This is a genomic window from Haloferax sp. AB510 (assembly GCF_024136985.1).
Lineage (GTDB): Archaea > Halobacteriota > Halobacteria > Halobacteriales > Haloferacaceae > Haloferax.
Genome location: NZ_JAMYJY010000024.1, coordinates 1 through 22,926 on the forward strand (window position 1 = coordinate 1; position 22,926 = coordinate 22,926).

The 22,926-nt window shown below is 59.4% G+C and carries 23 protein-coding genes; 16 read left to right on the top strand and 7 right to left on the bottom strand.

Annotation, left to right across the window (positions count from 1 at the left end):
• The first annotated feature begins 2 nt into the window (after nucleotides 1-2).
• A complete protein-coding gene (locus NKF06_RS06600) occupies nucleotides 3-377 on the top strand; it encodes a PIN domain-containing protein (RefSeq protein WP_253244889.1) in 375 nt (124 codons plus the stop codon).
• Nucleotides 378-519: 142 nt separating this feature from the next.
• A complete protein-coding gene (locus tag NKF06_RS06605) occupies nucleotides 520-1,074 on the top strand; it encodes a hypothetical protein (RefSeq protein ID WP_253244890.1) in 555 nt (184 codons plus the stop codon).
• A 329-nt stretch (nucleotides 1,075-1,403) separates the two neighbouring features.
• Here NKF06_RS06605 and NKF06_RS06610 read toward each other — a convergent pair whose 3' ends face one another.
• Nucleotides 1,404-1,871 carry a zinc ribbon domain-containing protein gene (locus NKF06_RS06610; RefSeq protein WP_253244891.1) on the bottom strand — a complete coding sequence of 156 codons (468 nt, stop codon included), beginning with the start codon at nucleotides 1,869-1,871 and terminating at the stop codon, nucleotides 1,404-1,406.
• A 133-nt stretch (nucleotides 1,872-2,004) separates the two neighbouring features.
• Nucleotides 2,005-3,705, bottom strand: coding sequence for an alpha-glucosidase (locus NKF06_RS06615; protein WP_253244892.1), 1,701 nt, complete (start codon nucleotides 3,703-3,705; stop codon nucleotides 2,005-2,007).
• Nucleotides 3,706-3,972: 267 nt separating this feature from the next.
• On the opposite strand from NKF06_RS06615, the gene NKF06_RS06620 reads away from it, so the two are divergent.
• The 6 genes from NKF06_RS06620 to NKF06_RS06645 all read left to right on the top strand — a co-directional run bounded on the left by NKF06_RS06620 (nucleotide 3,973) and on the right by NKF06_RS06645 (nucleotide 9,908).
• Nucleotides 3,973-5,451 carry an extracellular solute-binding protein gene (locus tag NKF06_RS06620; RefSeq protein ID WP_253244893.1) on the top strand — a complete coding sequence of 493 codons (1,479 nt, stop codon included), beginning with the start codon at nucleotides 3,973-3,975 and terminating at the stop codon, nucleotides 5,449-5,451.
• Between the two features lie 126 nt (nucleotides 5,452-5,577).
• Nucleotides 5,578-6,420: a sugar ABC transporter permease gene (locus NKF06_RS06625; protein ID WP_253244920.1), complete on the top strand. Its 843-nt coding sequence runs from the start codon at nucleotides 5,578-5,580 to the stop codon at nucleotides 6,418-6,420.
• A complete protein-coding gene (locus NKF06_RS06630; protein WP_253244894.1) occupies nucleotides 6,421-7,350 on the top strand; it encodes a carbohydrate ABC transporter permease in 930 nt (309 codons plus the stop codon).
• A 6-nt stretch (nucleotides 7,351-7,356) separates the two neighbouring features.
• On the top strand, nucleotides 7,357-8,538 hold the full coding sequence (locus tag NKF06_RS06635; protein WP_253244895.1) for an ABC transporter ATP-binding protein: 1,182 nt from the start codon (nucleotides 7,357-7,359) through the stop codon (nucleotides 8,536-8,538).
• Nucleotides 8,539-8,540: 2 nt separating this feature from the next.
• Nucleotides 8,541-8,741 carry a hypothetical protein gene (locus tag NKF06_RS06640; RefSeq protein WP_253244896.1) on the top strand — a complete coding sequence of 67 codons (201 nt, stop codon included), beginning with the start codon at nucleotides 8,541-8,543 and terminating at the stop codon, nucleotides 8,739-8,741.
• An 87-nt stretch (nucleotides 8,742-8,828) separates the two neighbouring features.
• Entirely contained in the window at nucleotides 8,829-9,908 is a 1,080-nt protein-coding gene (locus tag NKF06_RS06645) for a TrmB family transcriptional regulator (protein ID WP_253244897.1), read from the top strand.
• Nucleotides 9,909-10,013: 105 nt separating this feature from the next.
• Here NKF06_RS06645 and NKF06_RS06650 read toward each other — a convergent pair whose 3' ends face one another.
• Nucleotides 10,014-10,472, bottom strand: a complete 459-nt coding sequence (locus NKF06_RS06650) for a MoaD/ThiS family protein (RefSeq protein ID WP_253244898.1) — start codon at nucleotides 10,470-10,472, stop codon at nucleotides 10,014-10,016.
• A 132-nt stretch (nucleotides 10,473-10,604) separates the two neighbouring features.
• On the opposite strand from NKF06_RS06650, the gene NKF06_RS06655 reads away from it, so the two are divergent.
• The 3 genes from NKF06_RS06655 (at nucleotide 10,605) to NKF06_RS20990 (ending at nucleotide 14,307) form a co-directional block, all read left to right on the top strand.
• The gene (locus NKF06_RS06655; RefSeq protein ID WP_253244899.1) at nucleotides 10,605-11,498 is read left to right on the top strand and encodes a UbiA family prenyltransferase; all 894 of its coding nucleotides are present in this window, start codon (nucleotides 10,605-10,607) and stop codon (nucleotides 11,496-11,498) included.
• A 116-nt stretch (nucleotides 11,499-11,614) separates the two neighbouring features.
• On the top strand, nucleotides 11,615-13,390 hold the full coding sequence (locus NKF06_RS06660; protein WP_253244921.1) for a histidine kinase N-terminal 7TM domain-containing protein: 1,776 nt from the start codon (nucleotides 11,615-11,617) through the stop codon (nucleotides 13,388-13,390).
• Between the two features lie 254 nt (nucleotides 13,391-13,644).
• Entirely contained in the window at nucleotides 13,645-14,307 is a 663-nt protein-coding gene (locus NKF06_RS20990) for a hypothetical protein (RefSeq protein ID WP_256477245.1), read from the top strand.
• On the opposite strand, the gene NKF06_RS06670 is transcribed toward NKF06_RS20990, so the two are convergent.
• Both NKF06_RS06670 and NKF06_RS06675 read right to left on the bottom strand, forming a co-directional pair.
• Complete coding sequence (locus NKF06_RS06670; RefSeq protein ID WP_253244900.1) at nucleotides 14,304-14,816, bottom strand: hypothetical protein; 513 nt, start codon at nucleotides 14,814-14,816, stop codon at nucleotides 14,304-14,306. The genes NKF06_RS20990 and NKF06_RS06670 overlap by 4 nt on opposite strands.
• A gap of 3 nt (nucleotides 14,817-14,819) precedes the next feature.
• A complete protein-coding gene (locus tag NKF06_RS06675) occupies nucleotides 14,820-15,080 on the bottom strand; it encodes a hypothetical protein (RefSeq protein WP_253244901.1) in 261 nt (86 codons plus the stop codon).
• A 674-nt stretch (nucleotides 15,081-15,754) separates the two neighbouring features.
• Here NKF06_RS06675 and NKF06_RS06680 point away from each other — a divergent pair.
• From NKF06_RS06680 to NKF06_RS06700, 5 genes are all read left to right on the top strand, one after another.
• Complete coding sequence (locus NKF06_RS06680) at nucleotides 15,755-16,000, top strand: hypothetical protein (protein ID WP_082677623.1); 246 nt, start codon at nucleotides 15,755-15,757, stop codon at nucleotides 15,998-16,000.
• A gap of 52 nt (nucleotides 16,001-16,052) precedes the next feature.
• Nucleotides 16,053-17,693 carry a hypothetical protein gene (locus tag NKF06_RS06685; RefSeq protein ID WP_253244902.1) on the top strand — a complete coding sequence of 547 codons (1,641 nt, stop codon included), beginning with the start codon at nucleotides 16,053-16,055 and terminating at the stop codon, nucleotides 17,691-17,693.
• Between the two features lie 63 nt (nucleotides 17,694-17,756).
• A complete protein-coding gene (locus NKF06_RS06690; protein WP_253244903.1) occupies nucleotides 17,757-18,869 on the top strand; it encodes a hypothetical protein in 1,113 nt (370 codons plus the stop codon).
• A complete protein-coding gene (locus NKF06_RS06695) occupies nucleotides 18,870-19,967 on the top strand; it encodes a hypothetical protein (RefSeq protein WP_058825772.1) in 1,098 nt (365 codons plus the stop codon).
• Nucleotides 19,954-22,008, top strand: a complete 2,055-nt coding sequence (locus NKF06_RS06700) for a transferase (RefSeq protein WP_253244904.1) — start codon at nucleotides 19,954-19,956, stop codon at nucleotides 22,006-22,008. Before NKF06_RS06695 ends, NKF06_RS06700 begins: the two co-directional genes overlap by 14 nt.
• A gap of 74 nt (nucleotides 22,009-22,082) precedes the next feature.
• Here NKF06_RS06700 and NKF06_RS06705 read toward each other — a convergent pair whose 3' ends face one another.
• Both NKF06_RS06705 and NKF06_RS06710 read right to left on the bottom strand, forming a co-directional pair.
• A complete protein-coding gene (locus tag NKF06_RS06705; RefSeq protein WP_253244905.1) occupies nucleotides 22,083-22,487 on the bottom strand; it encodes a transcriptional regulator in 405 nt (134 codons plus the stop codon).
• A 24-nt stretch (nucleotides 22,488-22,511) separates the two neighbouring features.
• Nucleotides 22,512-22,817, bottom strand: a complete 306-nt coding sequence (locus tag NKF06_RS06710; RefSeq protein WP_253244906.1) for a DUF6516 family protein — start codon at nucleotides 22,815-22,817, stop codon at nucleotides 22,512-22,514.
• Nucleotides 22,818-22,926: the final 109 nt, after the last annotated feature.

Genomic DNA, 22,926 nt, shown 5'->3' on the forward strand with positions numbered 1-22,926 from the left:
GAATGTACGCGGAGACGGATTTCCTGCTGGCACTCATCAAGGGCGAAGACTGGCTTGGTGACGCCGCAGAGGAAGTATATCGCGACCACCGGGACGAACTATGGACGTCTCAGTTCACACTCATCGAACTCTTCATGGTTGCATATCGTGAAGAACGAGATACAGAGCGAGTTGTCACAAATGCCGCTGCTCTGTTGGAAGTACGTGGTGACGTGGACACCGTTGTCACAGCTGCGACCTACGTCGAAGACCACGGGTTCACGCCCTTCGACGCGCTCCATCTCGTCGAATCAGATGGCGACACGATCGTTTCGAGCGACGAGACGTACGAGTCGTTTGCTCCGCGGCTCGACCTGAAGGCCGTCGAAGACGAGTGAGACTATGGAGTGGAATCTCACGTTCGTGCATACTGATGCGCCCGACTCAACACTCGCTAGCCGAGTGCTATTCTTTCTCGTGTCACGGGGGGCACGGTATAACACGAGTGCCGCACCGGGGAACTATATGGTGTCTAACAGAGTGACCAGTGAATCAGACTATGTGAACGAACCTGCTCAGTTTGAGTGTACTGAACGTATTGGAGAGATTCTCGAAGAGTATCAGAAGCTTGACCCAGAGACGACTGCTCTCATAGTGTCACTCGACTTCACCCCGAGTCGTGGTTTCCCATTCAAACTAATTATCCGCCCGGTGGCCGAAGATAGATGCAGGGTCGAATTGCGGACACATCGGAACTCTGTTCCAGATAGTGAATCGCACGACGCATTCGTCGAGGCTGCAAAAGAACTATTCGAACGAATGGGGTTCGTCTATGGAACGTATACGAACGAAAATAATCCCGTGGTCCCGACAGATGACGAAAAGTTACTCGATCGTCCTGTGCAGGCAATAACATTCTACAATGCTAACCTCACAGACCAGATTGGTCGTGAACGGTTGCTGTCGATTCCCGCTGGACATGCTGAAGAACTTTCCAACGGAGGCGTCTTTCTCTATATCTGTGACAATCAGTTCGGTGGATGTCCAGAACTCGATGAAGTGAGACAGTTCCTCGAAGAGACCAAAGCCGACTAACGGACGAGCAAAATCACTCTACTCGCTGTCTGTTCGTGAGTCTCGTTCCGTTTTCTCGGTATTCTTGCGATCAGCAGCGTACTCCCGAGATCCCGATTGAGAGAACAAAGTACAATCGAACGCAGGAACACACACCTGGTTCATCCTGCCATAGTACATCCGCTGACCGACTCGCGCTCTGTATTCAGCACACCTTCAGAAAACTATCAGCACCAGATGGTTTCAACAGAGCCACGTTGTCTGATTAGTCTCGGTTACCGAGGACTCCAGAGCGGCCACCGGCGTAGCCGACAAAACTCATCGAACTCGGTTTTCCAAAACCTTCGCGTCTATTCCTCGCGTTCCTCGCCGTCCGCCTCGCTGACCGAAATCTCCGTCTCCTGTCCCCGCTCGGCCTCCCGCCGTAGCTCCTCGGCCCGGAGTTCGGCACGCGTGTAGGCGTCGTACACCGCGTAGAGCCACACGGCGGGCGCGAGGAGGAAGCCGATGAAGACCATCACCGAGACGGAGGCGACGATGAAGCCGACCGCGAAGACGAGGCCGCGTTCGAGCTCGCGGTTGTACAGCTGTCCGAGACCGGGGAAAATCGCGGACAGCACCGCCGCGACGAAGGGGTTGCCACCTTCGAACAGGTCGTCGAGCGCCGAGTCGACCGACGACTTCGGCGGGTCGCGCTGGCGGACCCCGCATTCGGGGCAAATTTCGGCGCGCGCGTCGATGACCGCGCCGCAGTCGCGGCAGAACGCCTCGTCCGGGCCGCGCTCACGAGTCGAGTCGTCCGTAGAGGGCGATGACATACCTGTCTTCTGTCGGCCGAGGACGTTAGTCCTGCGGCGGTCGGACAGCGGGGTGGGACGACACGGTCGAACACCGAGGACCCGGCGCCGCATCACCCGCCAGACTGGGACGCCGACCTGTCGAGTGACTCCGTTACAGCCGATAGAGAACTGCTTCGTACGGCCGGAACTCCCGTTCGCGTGGGTTCTCCGGTGATTGTTCGTAGTTAGAACGCAGTATCTCAGCACGACTGGGGTCGATGTCCGCAGCGTCGAACGTCGCCGGTTCGTCCGACCAGTTGAGAACGACCAGTACTTCCTCGTCACCGAGCGTTCGCGTGTAGGCGAAGAGTTGCTCGTGGTCGGGCAGTAAGAGTTCGTACTCGCCATAAACGAGCGTGTCCAGCTCGTGTCTGAGTGAAATGAGCGACTGATAGTGGCGCCAGATGGAGTTCTCATCGGCGAGTGCCGCATCGACGTTGATGTCGCAGTAGTTGTCGTTGACGCCAAACCACGGCTCACCGTCGGTGAACCCTGCGTGAGGGTCGTCGGACCACTGCATCGGTGTCCGTGCGTGGTCGCGGCTCAGGTAGTTGACCAGGCCACGTACCTCCTCGAACGAGTCGATAGCACCCGCGTCGATGAGTTCTTCGACCTTCCCGATAGTCATCACGTCGTCGAGTTCGTCGAGCGTGTCGAATTCGGCGTTCGTCATCCCGATCTCCTCGCCTTGGTAGATGTATGGCGTTCCACGCAGCGTCAGCAGGAAGGTAGCGATGAGTGCTGCGCTCTCCTCGTGATACTCTTCGTCATCGCCAAAGCGAGAGACGATTCGGGGAACATCGTGGTTCCCAAGGAACAGTGCCTCCCAGAATTCTGCGGCGAGTTCGTCTTGTGCGCGGGTGACGATTTCTTTGAAATCCGTGAGTTCCCACTCTCCCCACCCATCGAGACTCCATGGTCCGTTCGGTCCATCGTCGACGGCTAGGTGGTTGAACTGGAACATCATGTCCAACCCACTGTTTCCCTCACCGAGGTACTCGGCGATTTTGTCGATACTCGTCCCGCCCATCTCGCCGACGGTCATGGTGTCGTAGTTCGCGAGGGTATCGTCGTACACCGCTTGAAGGTATTCGTGGATGTGTGGGCCGTGAGCGTAGTGTTCGTGACCGACGAGTCGTGAATCAGGATCGCCGTCCGGAAGTCCCTCGGGTTTCGAGATGAAGTTGATCGCGTCCATGCGGAAGCCATCGATTCCCTTCTCCAGCCACCACGTGATCATCTCTTTGACGTCTTCGCGGACATCGGGGTTGCGCCAGTTCAGGTCGGGCTGATTCTCGTCGAACAGATGGAGATACCACTGTTCGCGGTCGTCGTCGTAGGACCATGCCGGACCGCCGAAGATTGACTCCCAGTTGTTCGGTGGTTCGTCCGGTGAGCCGTCGCGCCAGTAGTAGTACTCCTCGTACTTCCCCTCGCGCCGTCGGGAGCGCTGGAACCACTCGTGTTCGCTGGAGGTGTGGTTGACCACGAGGTCCATAATGAGTCGCATGTCTCGTTCGTGGAGTTCTTCCAGCAGATCCTCCCAGTCGGCCATCGTCCCGAACTCGTCCATGATGGAGCGGTAGTCGCGGATGTCGTACCCGTTGTCGTGGTTCGGCGAGTCGTACACCGGACAGAGCCAGACGACATCCACCCCGAGGTCGTTGAGGTACTCGACCTTCTCGGTGATGCCGGGGATGTCGCCGATTCCATCGCCGTTTGAGTCGTTGAAACTGCGCGGGTATATCTGATAGACGACTGCTTCTTTCCACCACGATTGAGTGCTGTGTTCGACGACTGCGGCCCCGTTCATTGGACCTCACCCGCGTCAATCGACGACTCGGATGCAGAACCGTCGGGCTGGTCTGTTCGCGGCGAGTTCCATGCGAACTGCGTCGTCGATGCTGTCTGCGGCTGTCGGAGTCGGTATTGTCGTCTCATGATCGGGTAATCGGTCGAGGAGCGACGCTCCCGTTCGTCAAAGCCGAAGAGAGGCGACCACTTAATCCTAGCTAGAATCTTAATCAACTGCTTGATTCAGAATCTTTATTGTGCCATCTATCACAATCGTAGATGCACCATGGGAACCAATAGCAACGAGAACTCAGCACAGTCGCCGGTTTCGCGCCGCCGATTCGTCAAAGCGGTCGGAGCGGCGAGCGGCGTGACGGGGCTCGCGGGGTGTCTCGGCGGAGGAAGTGGAGACAAGCCTGAGAAGGCGGATTCGGACCAGACAGTCGTTCGCCAGTACGCTGGCGTGGGTTCCAACGAATCACCAGCGGTCAAGGACCAACTTCGCGAGGCGCTGTGGAACGCGGGGCTCTCGGAAGATATCTACGTTGAAATCGTGGACGGCCCGTCGACAACAGACCAGTTGCTCAGTCAGTACCGCACGTGGCTCTCCGCAGGCCGAGAAGAACCGGACATCTTCACGATGGACTCCGGATGGACGATTCCGTTCATACAGCGGGGGCAAGTACAGAGTCTGGAAGAACTGTTGGACAGCAGCACGGTCAGCACCGTCAAGAACGACTTTTTCGAGGCGAGCGTCGCGTCCGCAAGTGCTCCTGACGGGACCCTGTACGGGGTGCCGGAGTTCCCGGATTTCCCGACGATACAGTACCGGAAGGACCTCGTCGAGGACGCGGGATACGACACCGATGGCTGGCAAACCGAACCGATGAGCTGGCAGCGGTTTGCCGAGATTACTGCTGACATCAAAGCGCAGAACGACATCAAGTACGGCTACACGTTCCAAGCGGACAGTTACGGGGGACTGGCCTGTTGTGACTTCAACGAATGGATGACGACGTGGGGTGGAGCCTACTTCGGTGGGTCCGAGAATCTATTCGGACCGGTAAACGAACGCCCGGTCACGGTCAACAAAAAAGGAGCCGTGGACGCGATCAAGATGGTTCGGTCGTTCATCCACGGCACAGACGACAAACACGGGATGGACATTCCCGGGAACATCGCTCCAGCCGCGACACTCGGGTGGACCGAAGAAACGTCCCGCAAACCGTTCACCAACGGCAACGCGGTCATGCACCGCAACTGGCCATACGCGATTGCGATAAGCGGGGCAGAAGATGCGCTCGGTGACAAGCTAGGCGTGATGCCGCTGCCGTACGGTGTCAAAGAGAGCGAGGCCGAGTACAACGGGACTGGCGGAACCGCATCCGCGCTTGGCGGGTGGAACTCCGTTGTGAACCCGAACTCACAGAAGAAAGACGCGGTGGTGGAAGTGCTGAAAGCGAAGATGTCCAAAGAGTTCACGCTGTGGCAGTTCGAGACACTCGGCTTCTTACCGCCGAAACCGGAGGTGTTCAACTCCGACGAAGCACGGAATGTCGACGTCATGGGACGCTACATGGACGCCTTGCAAACTGCGGGCAGCAATGCGATCCCACGGCCGGTGACCACCGCCTGGCCAGACCAGTCTGGTGCGATTGCCAGCGCCGTCAACAAGGCACTACAGAAGGGCAGCGGCGAGTCACCACAACAAGCGATGGACAAGCTCGCGGGCAAGCTGACAGAAATCGAGGAGCAGTCGGTCTGATCGCCTATGGCAACTGAAAACAAGCAGTCGAGCGGCTTTCCACGCCCGGATTACGTCATCACCAACAAACTCGAGGGCCTCCCCGAAGAGCTGTACGCGTACCTCCTGCTGGTGCCGGCGTTCTTCATGGTGGGTGCGGTTGCACTCTGGCCGCTGGTAGACACGTTCACCATGTCACTTCACGCAGACGCCCTCACTGGCGTTTCCGTCGGTGATTTCATCGGCATGCAGAACTACGTGGACGTGCTGACCGGCCAGCGCAACGCGGTGCTACCGGGGTCCTTCTGGTACGCCGTGGGCCTCACGGTCGCCTTCACAATCGGGAGCGTCACGCTCGAGACAGTCGTTGGACTCGCGCAAGCGTTAGTCCTCGACCAAGAGTTTCGTGGCCGTGCCTGGGTCCGGATGGCGATTATCCTCCCGTGGGCAGTCCCCGTCGTCGTTCAGGGGATGATGTTCTACCTCCTGTTCGAACCGAGCATCGGGTTTCTGGTCGCTCCGTTGCAGGAGATTGGCCTCTTCTCGTCGACACCGCTGTCGAACACGCAAGATTCGCTCATCTTAATCACGATCACTGACGCGTGGAAGACCTCCGCGTTCATGGCGCTCATCATCCTCGCCGGGATGCAGAGCATCGACCGGAGTCTCTACGACGTCAGCAAAGTCGCCGGGGCAACCGCCTGGCAACGATTCAAGCTGATCACGTTCCCGTTGGTGCTCCCGGCCGTGCTGGTCGGGATGCTCTTCCGCACGCTGGGTGCGCTGAAAGTGTACGGCGTCATCGAGGTGCTGTCGGGGTGTCGCACAGTTCCGTCGATGACCTGTCTCGTCATCTCGGCGTTCCGGTCGAACCGCTACGGGACGTCAGCGACGCTGGCCTTCCTTACTGCACTGATAATCAGCGCGTTCATTCTCGTGTACCTGTTAAAATTCGTGGATAGCCTCAGAGGAATTGGAGGGAGTGCATAGATGACGACCGCACAGAACACCGACGCCGAAGACGGTGGGGGGCCCTTCACCAACTGGGTCAAAAGCGCGATCGAGAACCCCGGGAAGGTACACAAAGCGATGTTCTACGTCGCGCTCATCTTCTTCATGTTCACGACGCTCTTCCCGATTTACTGGCTCGTGGTGTTGTCACTCACGCCGAATGACCTCATCGTGAACATGGGTCCGATTCCACGCGGATTCAACATCTCCGTCTTCGTCGACATGTGGGAGACGGTTCCCCTCCACCAGTATATGTTCAATAGCTTCGTGATTGCCATCACGACGACGGCATACGTCCTGCTCGTCTCGAGTCTGGCGGGATACGCGTTCGGACGGCTCGACTTCCGTGGGAAGGGCGGGTTACTGCTGTTGCTGTTGGTAATCTCGTTTTTCCCACCAGCGGCGTTCATCCTCCCCTTGTTCAAGCTCTTCACCGGGAACGTGGTGCTCTTCGGGCTTCACAGCCCGGACCTGTTCAACACGGTCGGCGCGATCATCGTTCCGTTCAGCGGGCTCTTCCTGCCGTTGTCAGTCTTCATCCTGACGACGTTCTACAGCCAGATTCCGGACGGACTCGAGGACGCAGCACGCGTGGAAGGGACGACGCGAATCGGCGCACTATTCAGAGTCATCATGCCGCTCTCGGCACCCGGCTTATCGACTGCCGGGATTCTGACGTTTATCGCCGTCTACAACGAGTTCTTCTTCTCGTTCCTGATGACGACAGGGCAGCCTGAGAACGGTGCCCCACTCGTGTGGGGCATTCTGGCCTTCCAGAGCCAATACACCAGCCTGTACAACTACATGGCGGCTGCGAGCCTCATCGGGATTCTCCCGGTCGCGCTCATCGTGGTCGTCGCACAAGAGAAAATTGTCAGCGGTCTCACCGCCGGCGCAGTCAAGGAGTGATTCACTATGGGAAATGTTACACTTGAACACGTGACGAAGCAGTACGACGACGTAACGGCAGTCAACGACATGAATTTGGACATCCAAGACGGCGAATTCGTCTGTCTCGTTGGGCCATCGGGCTGTGGGAAATCGACGACGATGGAGACGATTGCTGGTCTCACGCTCCCGACGGAGGGCGAGATTACGATCGCTGGAAAGGAGGTCACGAAGCTCCCGCCGAAAGACCGGGGCATCGCGATGGTCTTCCAGAACATCGCGCTGTTCCCGCACATGGACGTCTACGACAACGTGAGCTTCGGGTTGCGACTCCGCGACTTCGAGACGGAGGAGATCGACCGCCGGGTCGAACGAGCAGCGGATATCCTCCAGATCGGCGAGCTGTTGGACCGGCAACCCGCAGAACTGTCCGGTGGTCAGCGCCAACGCGTCGCCATCGGCCGGGCGATCGTCCGCGAGCCAGAGGCGTTCCTCATGGACGAACCGCTCGCAAACCTCGACGCGAAGCTTCGCGTTCACATGCGAACCGAACTCCAGCGCCTGCACAAGGAACTGGACACGACCATCATCTACGTGACACACGACCAGGCGGAGGCCATGACGATGTCCGACCGTATTGCGGTCCTCAACAACGGTCAACTGCAGCAAATCGCGCCACCGCTAACCTGTTACAACGAACCAGCGAACCGCTTTGTCGCCGGATTCATCGGGTCACCATCGATGAATTTCATCGAGGGTGAAGTCGGCCACGACGGCTTCGAGTCGGAGTTCATTTCCGTCGAATTCGACCCGACTGAGTTCGATGTCTCCGTCGGTGACCCGGTAACGCTCGGCGTTCGACCAGAAGACGTCCATCTCACCGACGAAGCCGGTAGCATCGCGCACCCGACGAAACCAGTCGACACGGTTACTGACGTCATCGAGCCGATGGGTAACGAAATCTTCGTCTACCTCACCCACGGCTCCCGTGGGACCACGACCATGGACGAAGCGCAACGGAAGGGAGACCAGTTGCTGATGAGCGTCGACCCCGACGTCGAACTCTCAGAGGAAGAACCAGTCACAGTTCGCTTCGACCGTGCGAATCTCCATCTGTTCGACCAGCAGTCAGGCGACGCCCACTGTCACGGTCTCGTGAGTTCCCGCAGCACAGCGACGAGCGAACAGCGTACCACCGTCGAGGACTGACAATGCTCGAGACACTCACTATCGTGTACGTCAGCGCGGTTACGGTGCTGTTTTTCTTCTGGGCCTACGGCATCTACGCGTTCTTCCGCGACTGTCGACGGACGTACGTTCCGAAGTTTCGCCAGATGCTTCGTGGGTGGCGTTCGATGCGGACTGAAGGGGGCGAACAGGAACTCGACGAACACGAGAAACAGCTCCTCTGAATCGACGAGACAGACAGCCACGACAATCTCTTCGGACCTTGACAGATGAACAATCAATTAAATCGATGACCCCTACCTACCACTATCATGTCTCAGCGCGGTGAGGAAAACGACGCGATGCTCAGAGCGGAACTGGGCGATTTCGGATTCTCGGACAAAGAGATCGATGTCTACCTCGCGTTGTTGTCCTTAGGCGAAGCGACGACAAGTGCGATTTCGGAAGCGGCGGACGTCTCGCAACAGGCGGTCTACACCATTACTGACCGACTCGAAGACCGTGGTCTGGTCCGTGTCAACGACCACGCCTCGCCGAAGACGATTCGTGCAGTTCCCCCAAAAGAGTCGATGGCTGCGTTATCGAGTCGAATCGACTCGATTACACCGGTGCTGGATACCCGGTTCAACGACACGAAGCCACAGACGCCGGAGCTCAAGATGGTGAAGTCCCACGAGACGGCTCTCAAACGGCTTCGAGAGGCGATTTCACAAGCTCAACGCGAGGTCATCGTTGCGATTCCGGAGCGCGTCTATCCGGATATCGAACGCGAGCTACAGGCTGCCAGAGAGCGGGACGTGCTCGTATTCCTGTTAGTGCAAGGTGTTGACGACCCCTCGACGGCACGGGAGCGTTTCAGCGGTGTTGCGGACGTCGTTCGCTGTTGGAGCGAGAACATCTTGTTCATGTTCGCGACGGATACGCAGTCGACGAATCCGTCGGTCCACCAGTCGGCCTTAGTTGGCGACGCGCTCTTACTATCCGGAACACACGACGTTGGAGACGGTGTGGCGGTCTCTGAGAAACACCTTGCAGGTTCGATTCACGGGATGTTCTTCAGTGCCTACTGGCCGGCCGGAACTGAGGTGTTCATCACCGACCCGGACCCACTCCCGAAGACGTACGACTGGTTCCGACAAGCAGTCTTCCAAGCGATACTCCACGAGAAGGATGGGACAGCTATCTGGGCAGACATCGAGACAGAGGACGGAGAGACGGTCTCCGGACGGGTCAGCAACATTAGCCAAGCGCTCGTCAACCCACCGACGAACGAATACACGTTGCAGACGAGTCTAACGCTCGAGACCGACGAGGGTGCGGTGAGCGTCGGCGGACAGAACGCGATTCTCGAAGACTACGAAGCGAAATCTGTCACGCTCCGAGCCGATTGACTTTGCCGTGCGAACGAAGGCAACCCGCTCGGTAACGCTACTCGGCGTTCGGTCTGCGTCGCTCCGTGAGGACGGGAGTCGCGCCTGCATTTCGGCAGAACCCGCTCACACACAGTACAGAAACGGCTTCATCAGCGCGACGCGGTCGCCGTCTTCGAGTCGCGTGTCGAAGCCGTCGAGGTTCTCGTTGAACACGCCATTGACGAGGACGCGAGCGTAGGGCTGCGTCTGCTCTCCTTCGGGGTTCTTCCGCCACGTGCCCGGCGGTCGCTCCACCCGCGCCCACCCCCGCGTCGTCGCGTCCGCCTCGCGCTCTGCGATGACGAGGTCGCGCACGTTGTAGGCTTCGAAGAACGCGTCGAGGAACGCCCGGAGCGTCTCGCCCTCGAAGGTGAACTCCATCTGATGGGTGCCCGCGGCCGTCCTGACATGTCCGGTCAGTTTGACCTCGACTGTCGTCTCTGGCGAGTCCGCCGTCTCCGACGCCGCGTCTGTCGCGTCCTCTGTCGCATCCGCCGCACCCGTCGCGTTCGGCGCTTTCCGCTCGGCTGTCCCTGTCTCCATACGTCCCACTACGCGCCGAAGCCGAATGAGCGAGGTCCCGAACACGTTCGACCGCAAGCGAAAACCGGATTCCCGGGGAAAACTGTTGCCTGGCTCACAACTAATCTGCTCGCGCCACGACACGAAGGTGCCATGCGAATCGTTCCAACTCGCCTGTACGGTGCGGTCGTCCACAGCTCGGTGTTCCTCGGCGCGTCGACCATCGCCGAGGTGTTCGTCGCGTCTGCGCTCGCCGGAATCACGCCGAACGCCGCCCTCGTCGTCGGCTTCCTCATCACCATCGGCATCTACAACTTCGACAAGCTCGCCGACCTCGACGCCGACGCGGAGAACTACGCGGAACGGACCGCCTTCGTGGCGTCTCACCCGCGGCTGTACGCCGCCTGCTCGGTGGTCGTCGTCGCCGTCGCGCTCTGGCTCGCCGTCCGGTACGGCGGCGTCTACGCCCTCGGGCTGACGCTGTTTCCGGGCGTCGTCGCCGCGTTCTACACCGTCCCGCTCGTCCCGTTCTCGTCTGTCGACCGCCTCAAGGACGTCTTTCTCGTCAACACCGCGACGGTGTCGCTCGCGTGGGCGGTCCCCGTGGCGTTCATCCCGCTCGCGGTCGCCGCGACCGCACCCGACTACGCCGCCGGCGCGGCCGTCGCGGCGGGCTGGTTCTTCCTCCGTTCGGCCATCTCGGTCGAAGTCCACAACGTCCGCGACGTGACGGGCGACGCCCGGAACGGCGTCGAGACCCTGCCGACGGTCGTCGGCGTCCGCCGCACGCAACTGAGCCTCTACGGGTTAGAACTCGTCTCGCTCGGACTCGTCTCGGGTGCGGCGTGGGTCGGCGTCGTCCCCGCGTGGGCTCCGGTCGCACTCCTTCCTTCGGTCGCCTATTCGACGTGGATTACCCACGCGCTCACCGGGTCCTCCCGGTCGGTCGAGCGACTCTGTACGCTCCGCGACGGCGAGGGCGTGCTGATGGCCGTCGGTGTCGCGGTCGTCGCCGCGGCTGTCGGAACCGGCGGGACGCTCGCGTGACGCGTCAACCGCTGATACAACGCCGCTGAGACGAGTTCGGAGGCGGCATCGGGGTGAAACTCCCCGCTCAGATTCTCGAATACGTTTTTGTCACCTGGTGAATGACTATTCAGTTAGTGTTCCCGAGCATCGAGTGGGTCCCCTTCGAACAGTTGGTGTTCGGAAGCGACGTCAGCGCACGCCTGCTGATACAGCCGGTCTCACTCATCGTCGTCGTCGTCGGCCTGATGGTTATCACCGGCGTCGTAAGCGGCTACGTCGCCCTGTTCGCGTGGCGACGGCGCTCGACGCCCGGCGCGACCGGGCTCATCGTGTTCGGCCTCGCCAGCGGCTGGTGGTCGGCGGGCTACCTGTTGGAACTCCTCGTCGCGGACCTGACGCTCAAACTCGTCCTTGCGAACCTCCAGTGGGCCGGCGTTCTCGTGGCCCCCATCGCTTGGTTCCTCTTCGCGTTCGCCTACGCCGGTCGGGACCGATTCACCGCGTCGGGGTCGCTTCTCGTCCTCTCGTTTCTCCCCGTGGTCGGCTTCGTCGCCGTCTGGACCAACCCCGCACACCACCTGATGTGGAGTTCGGTCACCGTCGTCCCCGCCATCGGTCGGACGATTACCGTCCTCCAGACCGAGTGGGGACCGCTGTACTGGGTCCTGTTGGGATACAGCTACCTGCTGTGGCTCGCCGGCACGGTCGTCATCCTCCGGACGGCGTTCGACATGCCGACGATCTACCGGCTTCAGGCCGCGACGCTCGTTCTCGGGGCGCTGATGCCCGTGCTCGGAAACGCCGCCACGACGCTCCTCGAACTGTACGGCGCGGCGGTTGACATGACCCCCGCGGCGTTCGCGTTCGCCGGCCTCGCGTGTACCGTCGCCGTCAGTCGGTTCGAACTCCTCGAAGCCCGACCGGTCCCCCGGTGGGTCGCCCGCGAACGCGTGGTCGAGACGATGACCGACGCGGTCATCGTCACCGACACGAAGTGGCGCGTCACCGACGTGAACCAAGCGGCCGCGCGGATTCTCGGCGACACCGCCGCCGAGCTCAAAGGCAACCCCGTCAGCGACGTTATCGAGGCGTTCTCGCCCGACCAGCGGGACACGGACCACCTCACGGTCAGACTCGGGTCGGGACAGCGCTACTTCGAACTCCGGACGAGCGCCTTTACTGACCACCACGGCCGCGATATCGGCCACGCGCTCGTCTTCCGCGACGTGACCGACCGCCGGCTGAACCTCCAGCAACTCGAGGTGATGAACCGCGTCCTTCGACACAACCTCCGGACCGAGGCGAACCTCCTCGAAGGCTACGCGAACCTCGTCTTGGACGACATCGACGGCGGCGAACTCGACGACGCGCGGGACCACGCCCAAACCCTCCACGACCACGCGTCGACGCTCGTCAACATCAGCCAGAAGGCGCGCAAACTCGGCGCGACCCGCGAGGGCGACGACGACATCCGTCTCCTCCCCGTAGCCGTTCAGATACGGGCCGCCGCGGACACCGTCCGCACCGAGTTCCCCTGTGGGAATATCCGACTCCACGAGCTTCCCGCCCACGACTTCGTCTGTGCGCCCACGCTCGAACCCATCGTCCGCGAACTCGTCGAAAACGGCGTCCAACACAACCCAGCGGCGACGCCGGTCGTCACGGTGACCGCGAGCCACGAGACCGACGAACTCGTGATTCGCGTCGAGGACGACGGCCCCGGCATCAACGCGAGCGAACTCGCCGCCATCGACGCCCACGGCGAGACGCAACTCAGACACGCCAGCGGCCTCGGTCTCTGGCTGGTCAAGTGGGGCGTCGACCAACTCGGCGGTACCGTCGCCTTCCATCCCCGCGAGGAGGGCGGGACCGAAGTGGTGCTTCGGCTTCCGGCGTTGCGGGAGGAGTGAACGTTTGTAGTGGAACACGTGCAGAATCTTCAACCAGATACCAACCCAGCTTCAGATTTAACTCGATAGCACAAGCGTCTGTCCAATATTTACTACAGTCTGAGTTTTATGACAATTGACACACGATAAATTTATGACACTCTGTGTAATTGTTACTAATATGTATAATGAGAGAGATCACCATTGTCTCGTTTTCCCCCAGGGAAGTCCAAATAACCAGCCTGACAATCTCGAAATGAGAGATTGCTGCTACAATGGTTGAAGCGCGTATATGTGATTTCACAGGAGAACGGATTGAGCCAGGAACAGGAGTAATGTATGTCGAAACTTCCGGGGCGATTCTTCATTTTAAAGACTCAAAAGCTGAGAAGTGCTATCTCAGGGGTCAAAAGCCGGAGAAGACTAAATGGACCAAGATTGCACGCGAAGAGAAACAACAGCGCTTGACAAACGGATCGGAAGGTGCGCTTGGCCTTCTGCAAAAAGAAAAGGTGGAGCCGGAGATGAATGAGGCCGTAGATTCGGTATTACAGCTTTTAGAAGCACAGCACCCATACCAGAAACACAGAAACAGTCTTCGCACGTATGGGATCGAGTTAGCGAGGCAATTTTCCTATTCAAACGACCTTCAAGTCAAAGAAGTTCGTTCACTACTCGGAGTGGTACCAGTTGTACCACCAAGCGATCAGAAGGCCATTGAAAGAGTTCTCCGTAGTTTTGCGAAAGAAGTCCCGGTAGAACCACCAGAGGACAGCAGCAAATTCACTTGGGAAGAACTCCGTAACGATGTCGCGTCGTTTTTGTCTGAGAAAGAAGTATTTTATGAACGACTCAGTAAGGACGATAATAAAGATGTAGACCGTTTACGGCAGGAGCATCTGAAGATCTACCTCGGGGATCGACTTCGGTATATCTAGTTACCGTTGGCAATACGCCGAATTGCGATTGCTGCCTGTGCGGTTTCGTCATCGCAGTTCCGAGCTATCTCTTCAGAATATTTTGAGAAATAATCCACACCTTCCGATCTTTCAAGTAAGATGATCTCTTTCGCTAATAGTTGGCCCATCGTATAGACTGACATTGGCTGATCTCCGTCTTTTTTTGAGCCCCATTTTGAGTAGTCATTCATTGCCTCAATGAGCAATTCGTCATTTTCGCAGATTTCTTCAAAGAACGACCAAGATAGGATCTCTTTTTCTTCAAAACCACCACTATCACACAGAGTATAAAAGCTTTGTAAAATAATTTCTCGATGGGTTAATGCTTCATCTACCGGGTTCTCTTCTAAGTTACTAATGAACTCTTTCGCACTTGGTTGCAGATGATCTGCGCGCTCATTTACTGTTATTGTTGGGTCGCGGTTTTCTAAGTGGTCTGGTGTAATCCCAACGATTTGCTTAATCACTCCCGCACCACCAGATAACATCGTTCATGGATCTTTTTCATCAAAGTATATAATACCTATCACGATAGCAATCGTTTCACCAATAAGTAGTATACCAGCAATCCCGGATAGAGTAATATTCAACTCAAAATTCGTTGATAAGTGGACGTCTAATGCCAAAAACAGCGAAATGACACAGGTTACGGACGCCGCAAATCCGGCATATATTGCGTACTTAAGAGCTATAGCTAATTGGTATTCAGGAATGTCAGATGGCTCCGTCTTCCAGTTTCCTGCCTTTTTCATTGAGTCAATTTTATCTTGATGTCTGAGATAAACCAAGACTAGTATAGACACGGACGAGATCGAAGCGGTGAGTAATGCACCAGTTACAGCAATAATAGACATGGTCTGTTGGTGGTGTTACAATAATAACCATTCAGAATGATATGTATTTCCCCTAATTAGGATCCATCACACTATCACGATTAGAGACTAGGACAATTTCCTAATTGTCGATTGATTTCACTTATCAATTATACAATAACCATGATTATAAATTCTGCCAACTGAAACGAACCAATTCTGATAATTTGAGTGAATAGCATCGTATTCATCGTCTCTTGCTCTAATGAGTTCGAGCCTAATATCAAATCAGATAATACTGCGTCAAATTTATTGCTAGCTATCGAGAACAACGAGCGATAGTCTCCGACTCCTACCCAATCGGTGACAGTTTGGTGGCACTCGCCATTCGAACGCGGTGAAAGCCCGTCTACCCAAGAAGTATGACTCGCCCATTCGCTCGGGTCCGACGAGCAGCAGCACACGCTCGCTCTTCGACCCACACGAACGCTGTACCGACGGTTAGATATCTCGCTCGACACGGGCTGATTGGGTTCGTCTTGCTCAGTCTCATTGCTGTTGACCCGGCACTCGCCCAAGAGAGCGTCATCTGTCAAACAGACAGAATCCCGACGATGATCTCTGGATTCTTCCAACTCACGACGACGGTTGGACTCATCGGCCTCGTCGTCGTCTGGCAGGGGAACTCGCTGTCTGAGATTTTCACGCTCAGCCCAGACCAACGAGAGAAGATCAAGCGACACAAGCGAACCGCACTCAAATCGACGCTCACGCTCGTCTTACTCGGCCCGCTCTACACCGTCGCTGGAAGTACGATGGGCCTCCCGCTCGCGACGTGTATCGACCTCGTCCCGATCTAGTGGTCGCGTGAGGTCTCACACTCCGAGCGGTTCTACAGCTTCGCTCCGCCGTGTGACCTGCATACTCGCCGCCGTGGCGCTCGTCGCTCTGGTTGGCGTTGGAGCAGCAGCACCCGGAAACGCGTCGCAACCGGCCCCCCACACAAATGCGACGCGCTGGTCGGACGACGCGGACGCCTGTCTCACAGCAGACGGCTACCGCGAGCAGTACGGACGCGACCCGCAACCAGCCGAATTGCTGGCAACGTGTACGGACTTCACGTACGAGACACCGCCCAACGTGACGGCGGCGAACGACCGTCTTCGGCAGTCGATGACGCCGGGTGACGAAACCACGTCGCTCGGTCCATCGTCGGCCCCTGTCGGCTCCGATGGCCAACTCCGAGACGTTCGGGTATCGCTGCTGACGGTCTCACCATCGACGCTCGTCCACGAGAACGCGACGACGACGCGATTCGTCCGGCCGACGGGGACCGTCCATGGCTACGTCGATTATCGAGTCGACACGACACCGGTCACGACAGCGAATACAACCGTCACCTGGCGACTGCAGTCCCATCGTGTCGAAGCAGTCTCGTTTGCCACCGACCGAGGAATCGTCGCGACCGACTCGAACACACAGCAACCAACGTTCACCTATCGGCAGCTCCCGACCGGGCGAACACAGTTCCGACTCACGGCAACCGTCACCGCCGCATTCGAACGGACGGCCACAGTCACCGCAAACGGGACGCGCGAGGCGACGACCGAACTCGTCACGGCGAACGTCACCGTCACCCAGACACAGGCTGTCGTCGTCACACGACCAAGTGCAGACACGGCTGTCCTCGCAAACCACGACGGCACCCGACGTGTTATCGTCTCGAATCTGACGCCATGGAGTCGCTACTCACTTGCGGGGACACCCGACCATGCAGTCCAGAACGTCTGGCGGTTCTACACCGCCGCAGAGCCAGCGTGGCAGACGCTCGACAAGACGACTGCGACGACAACGGCGGTGGTTCACCCGACAGCACGACCGCTCGTCGTTCATGCCGTTCCAACGCGCCCGCGTCCGGAGCCGGACCGGCCGTGGGGGCCACTACAGATTGAAGAACGAACGGGTGCGCAGCACGCACGCCCACAGTTCGATGACTCGAATCTCACGACTACACCGACGGCGTACCAGCACGTCGACAGGCTCCGCCTCCGACAGCCGGCGGCATCGTCGGTGACGCTTCACGGGCTCGTTGCCGGACCACCGACGACACGTTCGCTCCCAGCAACGCCACAACGCGCTCGGAACGCAACGCTCACACTCACGACCGTGTCGCGCTCGCTGACGGACGCGACGCTTCGCGTCACCCTCACCGACGACACGACGGGCGCACCGCTGTCGACCGGGGCACCCGGAACGAACCACACCGGTGGCGTGGTCACCGTCGCTGGGACGCCGGTGTCACTCAACGAAACCGGCCAAGCGACGGTCGTCGTTTCTGAACCCGGCAGCTACCGGGCGACGTACCGGCCGGCGACGTGGCGACCGGGACAGCCTGCCTACGTCGCGACCGAAGCGACTGCCACCTGGCACCCGCTCACGACGACCCACGGCCTGACCGACGCGTTCTGGGAACTTCTCAAACTCCTGCTCGCCGTTGGGGCCGTGGTGTACGCACTACACCAACTTGGCCGACTCAGTACTCCAAACCCATGATACGACGCAGTACACGATCCGTTTCACAGTTGCATCGACCACGACCCCGAACCCGGAGGCGGCATGGCTGACTCGACGCTATCTGAACTCGGCAGCAAGTGGTTCGCCGACATTCTCGCGGCCGTCACCGGCTGGTTTCAGCGCGGTATCACCGATGGCTACGAGCAGTTGAGCGCGGCCGCCTTCGGAACGCCAACCCCAGAGACGGGGAGCGTCCTCGGCATCGGCGTCCCGACGAACGAACCGTGGCAGTCGCTTCACGAGACGCTCGTCGCTGGCGAAACCACCTTCCTCGCGCTGTTGCTGCTCGTGATGGCCGTCCAAGCGAGGAACACGATTCGCGTCTTCAATCTCGGAAACCCGTTGATTGCGAGAGCGACATCGCGGTCTGCTTGGACGGGCGGTGTCCTCATCGTCTGCTGGTATTGGATTGCCGCGGCGTCGCTCACACTCGTCGATGCGGTCACGCTTCTGTTGTTGCCGCCGGTGACGAGTGTCGGCACGCTCCTGTCCGACCTGCTGGTCGTGACGATTACGAATCCGATTCTCGCGTTCGGACTCGGCGCGCTCGGGGCACTCGGTATGTGGGGCCTCCAGGCGCTGTTTGTCGTTCGCGACCTGCTGTTGTTTGGCTACCTCTTCGCGATGCCGTTCGGGCTCGCAGTCACGTACGCCAATCTCCCTGTCGTCTCGCGACTCACGGCGTCGCTGTGCCGGCGGTTCATCCCGCTTTTGATTGTCCCACTTCCGATTGCCCTGCTGTTTGGTGCATACGACCTCGTGCTCGCGCCGCTCGTTACGTTCGACCTCGTGCCAGGGAGTGCGTTCGCCCGCTACCTCCTTGCGACCTCGCTCCCGCTCGTGTCGGTCTACATCGCATGGCGACTCTTTCGTGACGTCATCCCACGAACGACGCGGGCAGTCCAGCGGACCGGGCGACTCACAGCCACCGCTGGCACGGTTGTCGCTGCGGGTGCCGTCAGCGGGCCTGCTGGTGCCGCCTCGGTCGCGAAACTCGGTGCGCGGTCTGCGGCGGTCAACGCGGTTGAAACCACACTCGAACCCTCCGCTCCCCCAGAAACGGCAACGCAACACGACCACGTCGCCGCCGATGCGAACGGCCAGCGCGGCGTCCCCACGTATCGCCGAACTGAGAACGACCCTGGCTACTACTGAATGTCACAAGAGACACCTGCTGAACGACGACTGTTGAAAACGCTCGGTGAAGCGGTTCGCATCCCGATTCTGAACATCGAGGAAGGCGACCTCTACCCGCTCGTTGGCTTCCCAATCGTGGGGGTCTTCATCGCTGGACTGACCGGTATCGATTCACTCCTCTGGCCGCTCGGCCTTGGGGGACTGTGTTGCGGCCTCCTTACCGTCTACGCGACGCCGTCACACCGAACGACGACCGCCTGGCTCGGCGACCTCGTCCACTACTATCTCGGCCGGCCGTCACTCACGACGGCGTACGCCGACACCGACGCGACCGGGCGTGACGCACAGACGCTTGGCGATTACAACCCCTTCGTCCCCGCCGAGGAGACACAAGACCTCACCAACATCGCCGCGGCGTGGCCTGGTGCAGGCGCACTCGAACGGAGTGATGGGACGATGGTCGGGATGGTCGAACTCAACCCGTCGAACATGGATTTCGCGATGTCCGGTGACTGGGCCCAACGACAGCACGTCGCCGAGACGTTCGCGAACAACGAACTCGACTTTCCGCTCGTCCTCCACGCGACGACGCGACCGTTCCCCGTCGACCGACTCATCGACCGCATCGATGACCGACTCACCGACGAAGACGTGGCCGAAAGCCCGGCGTTCGAGCGACTCCTCTCCGAGTATCGCGACACGCGGCCCGAAGAGATGGCTGGGACACAGGAAATCTGCTACTACCTCGGCGTCGAAGTCGACCCGTTCGAGGTCTACAGCGATCTCAACGAAGAGGAGACACCGCTGCAGCGACTGACCGCGCTGCCGCTCGTGGGGGTGTTGTTGACGCCGTTCGTGACGCGGCGTGAGAAACTCACCGAGGCGGAGGTCCGCGCTCGCCTGTTCGACGCCGTCGACACACGCTGTCGGACGCTCGAAACGGAACTCATCGGGAAACAACGCGGCTGGGCAGCCCGCCGGCTCTCGACGACCGAGCAGTTCCTGCTTTCGGTTGAATTCTGGAACGGAGCCGTCCACGAGTACGGCGACCCGGAGGCGAGTCTCCGAACGGCACCAGCGCTCGGACACAGCCAACGGGAGGATGCCGATGGTTGAGCAACTGCTGCTCCAATCGGCGCTCGCGTCACCACCGGAACCAGTTCTGTGGGCCGTCCTTGGGAGTGGGCTCGCGTTTCTCGCTGGCGTCGCGCTCACCGTCGGCTGGCGACGCCTGACCCACACGACCGAGGCGTTCGACCCGACTGCCGTCTTCGATGAGTCGGTGTTGGAGCAGGCGGCCGCCGACCGCTCGATTCTGGAGGCAATCGATACTGCACACGCATCGATGGCCGCGCCCGCTGCAATCGAGTGGGACACCCGCGCCGCACGTGTCGGCGACCAATGGACGACGACGCTGTATCTGGCGTCCTACCCGGACTATCCCAAAGACGGCTATCTGAACGAGCTGTTCAATCTCACCGATATCGAGTTCGACTGCACGGTTCGCTTACAGCCGAAAAACCAAGCTCGTGCTCGCGACCAACTGCAGACGCTCGCCGATAACCTCCAAGTCGACGCGAAGCTCGAACAGACCGTCCGTGGCTCGTATCTCCAGACGCGGGCTGACGAAGCAACGGCGACCTACACCGCCGTCGAAGAGGGCCAACACGTCTTCTCGCAGGCGATGTTTCTGACCGTTCGTGGTGACACCCGCAGCGAACTCCGCGAGGCGGTTCGAACCGTCAAGCGACGCCTTCGCGACCACCCCGCAAATCTCACGCCGAAGACGGCGACGTGTGCACAGGACCGCGGGCTCCAAGCAGCCGCCCCCCTCGGTCCGAATCCGTTCGACGAAGACGTGGTTGCCCTCGGCGGGGCCGTGGGAGCGTTGCTTGCGTCACCACACAACCCGACGATTCTCGAACCCGACGGCGTCGAAGTCGGGATTCACCGACACAACGACAGCCCGGTCGTTATCGATGCGTTCGCCCGCGAAAACGGGTATGCGATGTTCACCGTCGGCGACCCCGGCTCCGGAAAGTCGTTCGGCGCAAAGCAGAACTTCATCCGCTCGATTGCGAACTCGAAAGACCGCATCGGCATCATTCTCGAACCGCTCAACAACTGGGCCGGCGTTGCCGAAGCCCTCAACGCCCACCGGATTACGGTTGGTGGGAAGATGGGACTCAACCCACTCGAAATCAAGCCGACTCCGCCGCGCGTCCAGCGAACACTCGGCGACGACGCCAGTCCGTTCAACGAGAAAATCGATAGCGTGCTGAGCTTCCTGACCAACTTCTTTTCGCTCCGTGGCATCCACCTCGGTGACCACCGCACGACGCTCGAACTGGCCATCACCGAAGCGTATCACGAACAGGGCATCACAGACGACGTGGCGACCCACGACAACGAGAGCCCGACGATGCGTGACGTTCTCGACGTGCTGACGACGATGTCCGAGACGCCCGACGACTTCGTCATTCGCAGCTCTGTCGAGACGGCGAAGCTCGAAGCCGACGCGGCGTGGCTCATCGACCAGCTGCGGCCCTTCGCGGCCGGCGGGCGATACGAGAATCTCGGCCGGGAGACCGAGTTCGAGATTCGCGACGAGAAGCTCATCTATCTCGACCTCGGCCAACAGGAAGGCACCGTCGGCGGCAGTACGAGCCTGCTCATGCAGTTGCTCATCGCCGCCGTCTACGAGCGGGCCAAAGAGACCGACAACGAGGTCGTCTTCGTCATCGATGAAGCCCGCTACATCATGCAGGACACAGAGAGCCTGTCGTTCCTCGAGACGGTGTTCCGCCACCATCGTCACCACGACCTCTCGATTCGCCTCGTCACCCAGACCGTCGACGAATTCTTCCAACATCCGGAGTCGGAAGCGATTCTCGACCAATGTGCTATCAAGCAATTCCACCATCTCGACGGGATGGACGAGACGTGGGCGAACGAGTTCGGGCTCAACTACGCACAGATGCGATTCGTCCAAGACGCCGTCCCCGGGTCTGACCGACTGGGGTACTCACAGGCGCTCGTCGGCCTCGATGGCGAGTGGCGCGGGATTGAGGTGCGGGCGATGCCCGACGAGACCGAGGTCATCGATTACGACCCCGGCGCACACGGCCGTTCGGACCGTCCCCTCGCTGACGACTAATCTACGACTTATCGAACAAGAAGGCGCGACGCGAGGGACCCGGTATCGGCTCGTCGAGCCGTGGTCCTCGCAGGCTACGGCGCGGCGGCACCAACGTTGTTGTTCGAGTTGTTGAACGGTAGGTCAATTTCGAGACCGTCGTAGGCTAGTACGGGTTTCTTCGGGAGTCCGGGGCCACCGCCTTCGAAGTCGATCACACCGATGTCAGCCAGTTCAGTCAGATTCCGGTGAACCTGCTTGTAATCACGGTCAACCAATTCTGCGGCTTCGCGGATGCTGTCCGGCTCATCCTCAGAGATCGCCTCTAACAGTTCGAGGTTCTTCGGACTGAGCAGCCGACTGAGTTCTGCGAACGAGTCGAAGTTCAGAACCGGCTGAACGTCTTCGAGTTCCTCGCCTGCCTGTGCCGCCTTGAGTCGCTGTCTCGTGCTTTCGTCGAGGTCGTTCCCCTCTCCAACCGTTACTTTGAGCTTCGTCATGTCGTGATCACCTGTCGCGATTTCTCACGTTTCCCAGTCCCAAGAGACGGATGACATCTCCTCGGCCTCTTCTTTGAATCGGTCATAGAGCGTCAGCATCCCAGGGAAGTCGATTATCTCGACTTCAGACCCGGTGTGTCGCTCGTGACCCTTCGTCCGTTCGTGGGCGTTGTCGTACCGGAGGATGGTGTCCCCACCGAGGCTGCCGAGATGGAGACTGTAGTCCCACCCACTAGGATACTTATTATCCTCCGTTTGGCGGATGGTTACATTGACGACGTATTCGTCTTTGACAGCCTTCCAATCTGCAATCGTGATGTAGGACGCCATCCGTCGCCCTATGTTATTACCTCCATAGGAATAAGCCTATGGACCGAAATACATACCCTACACAGACAGCGCTGTATTCAGCACTCCGTGTATGTAGCAACTGCCACGG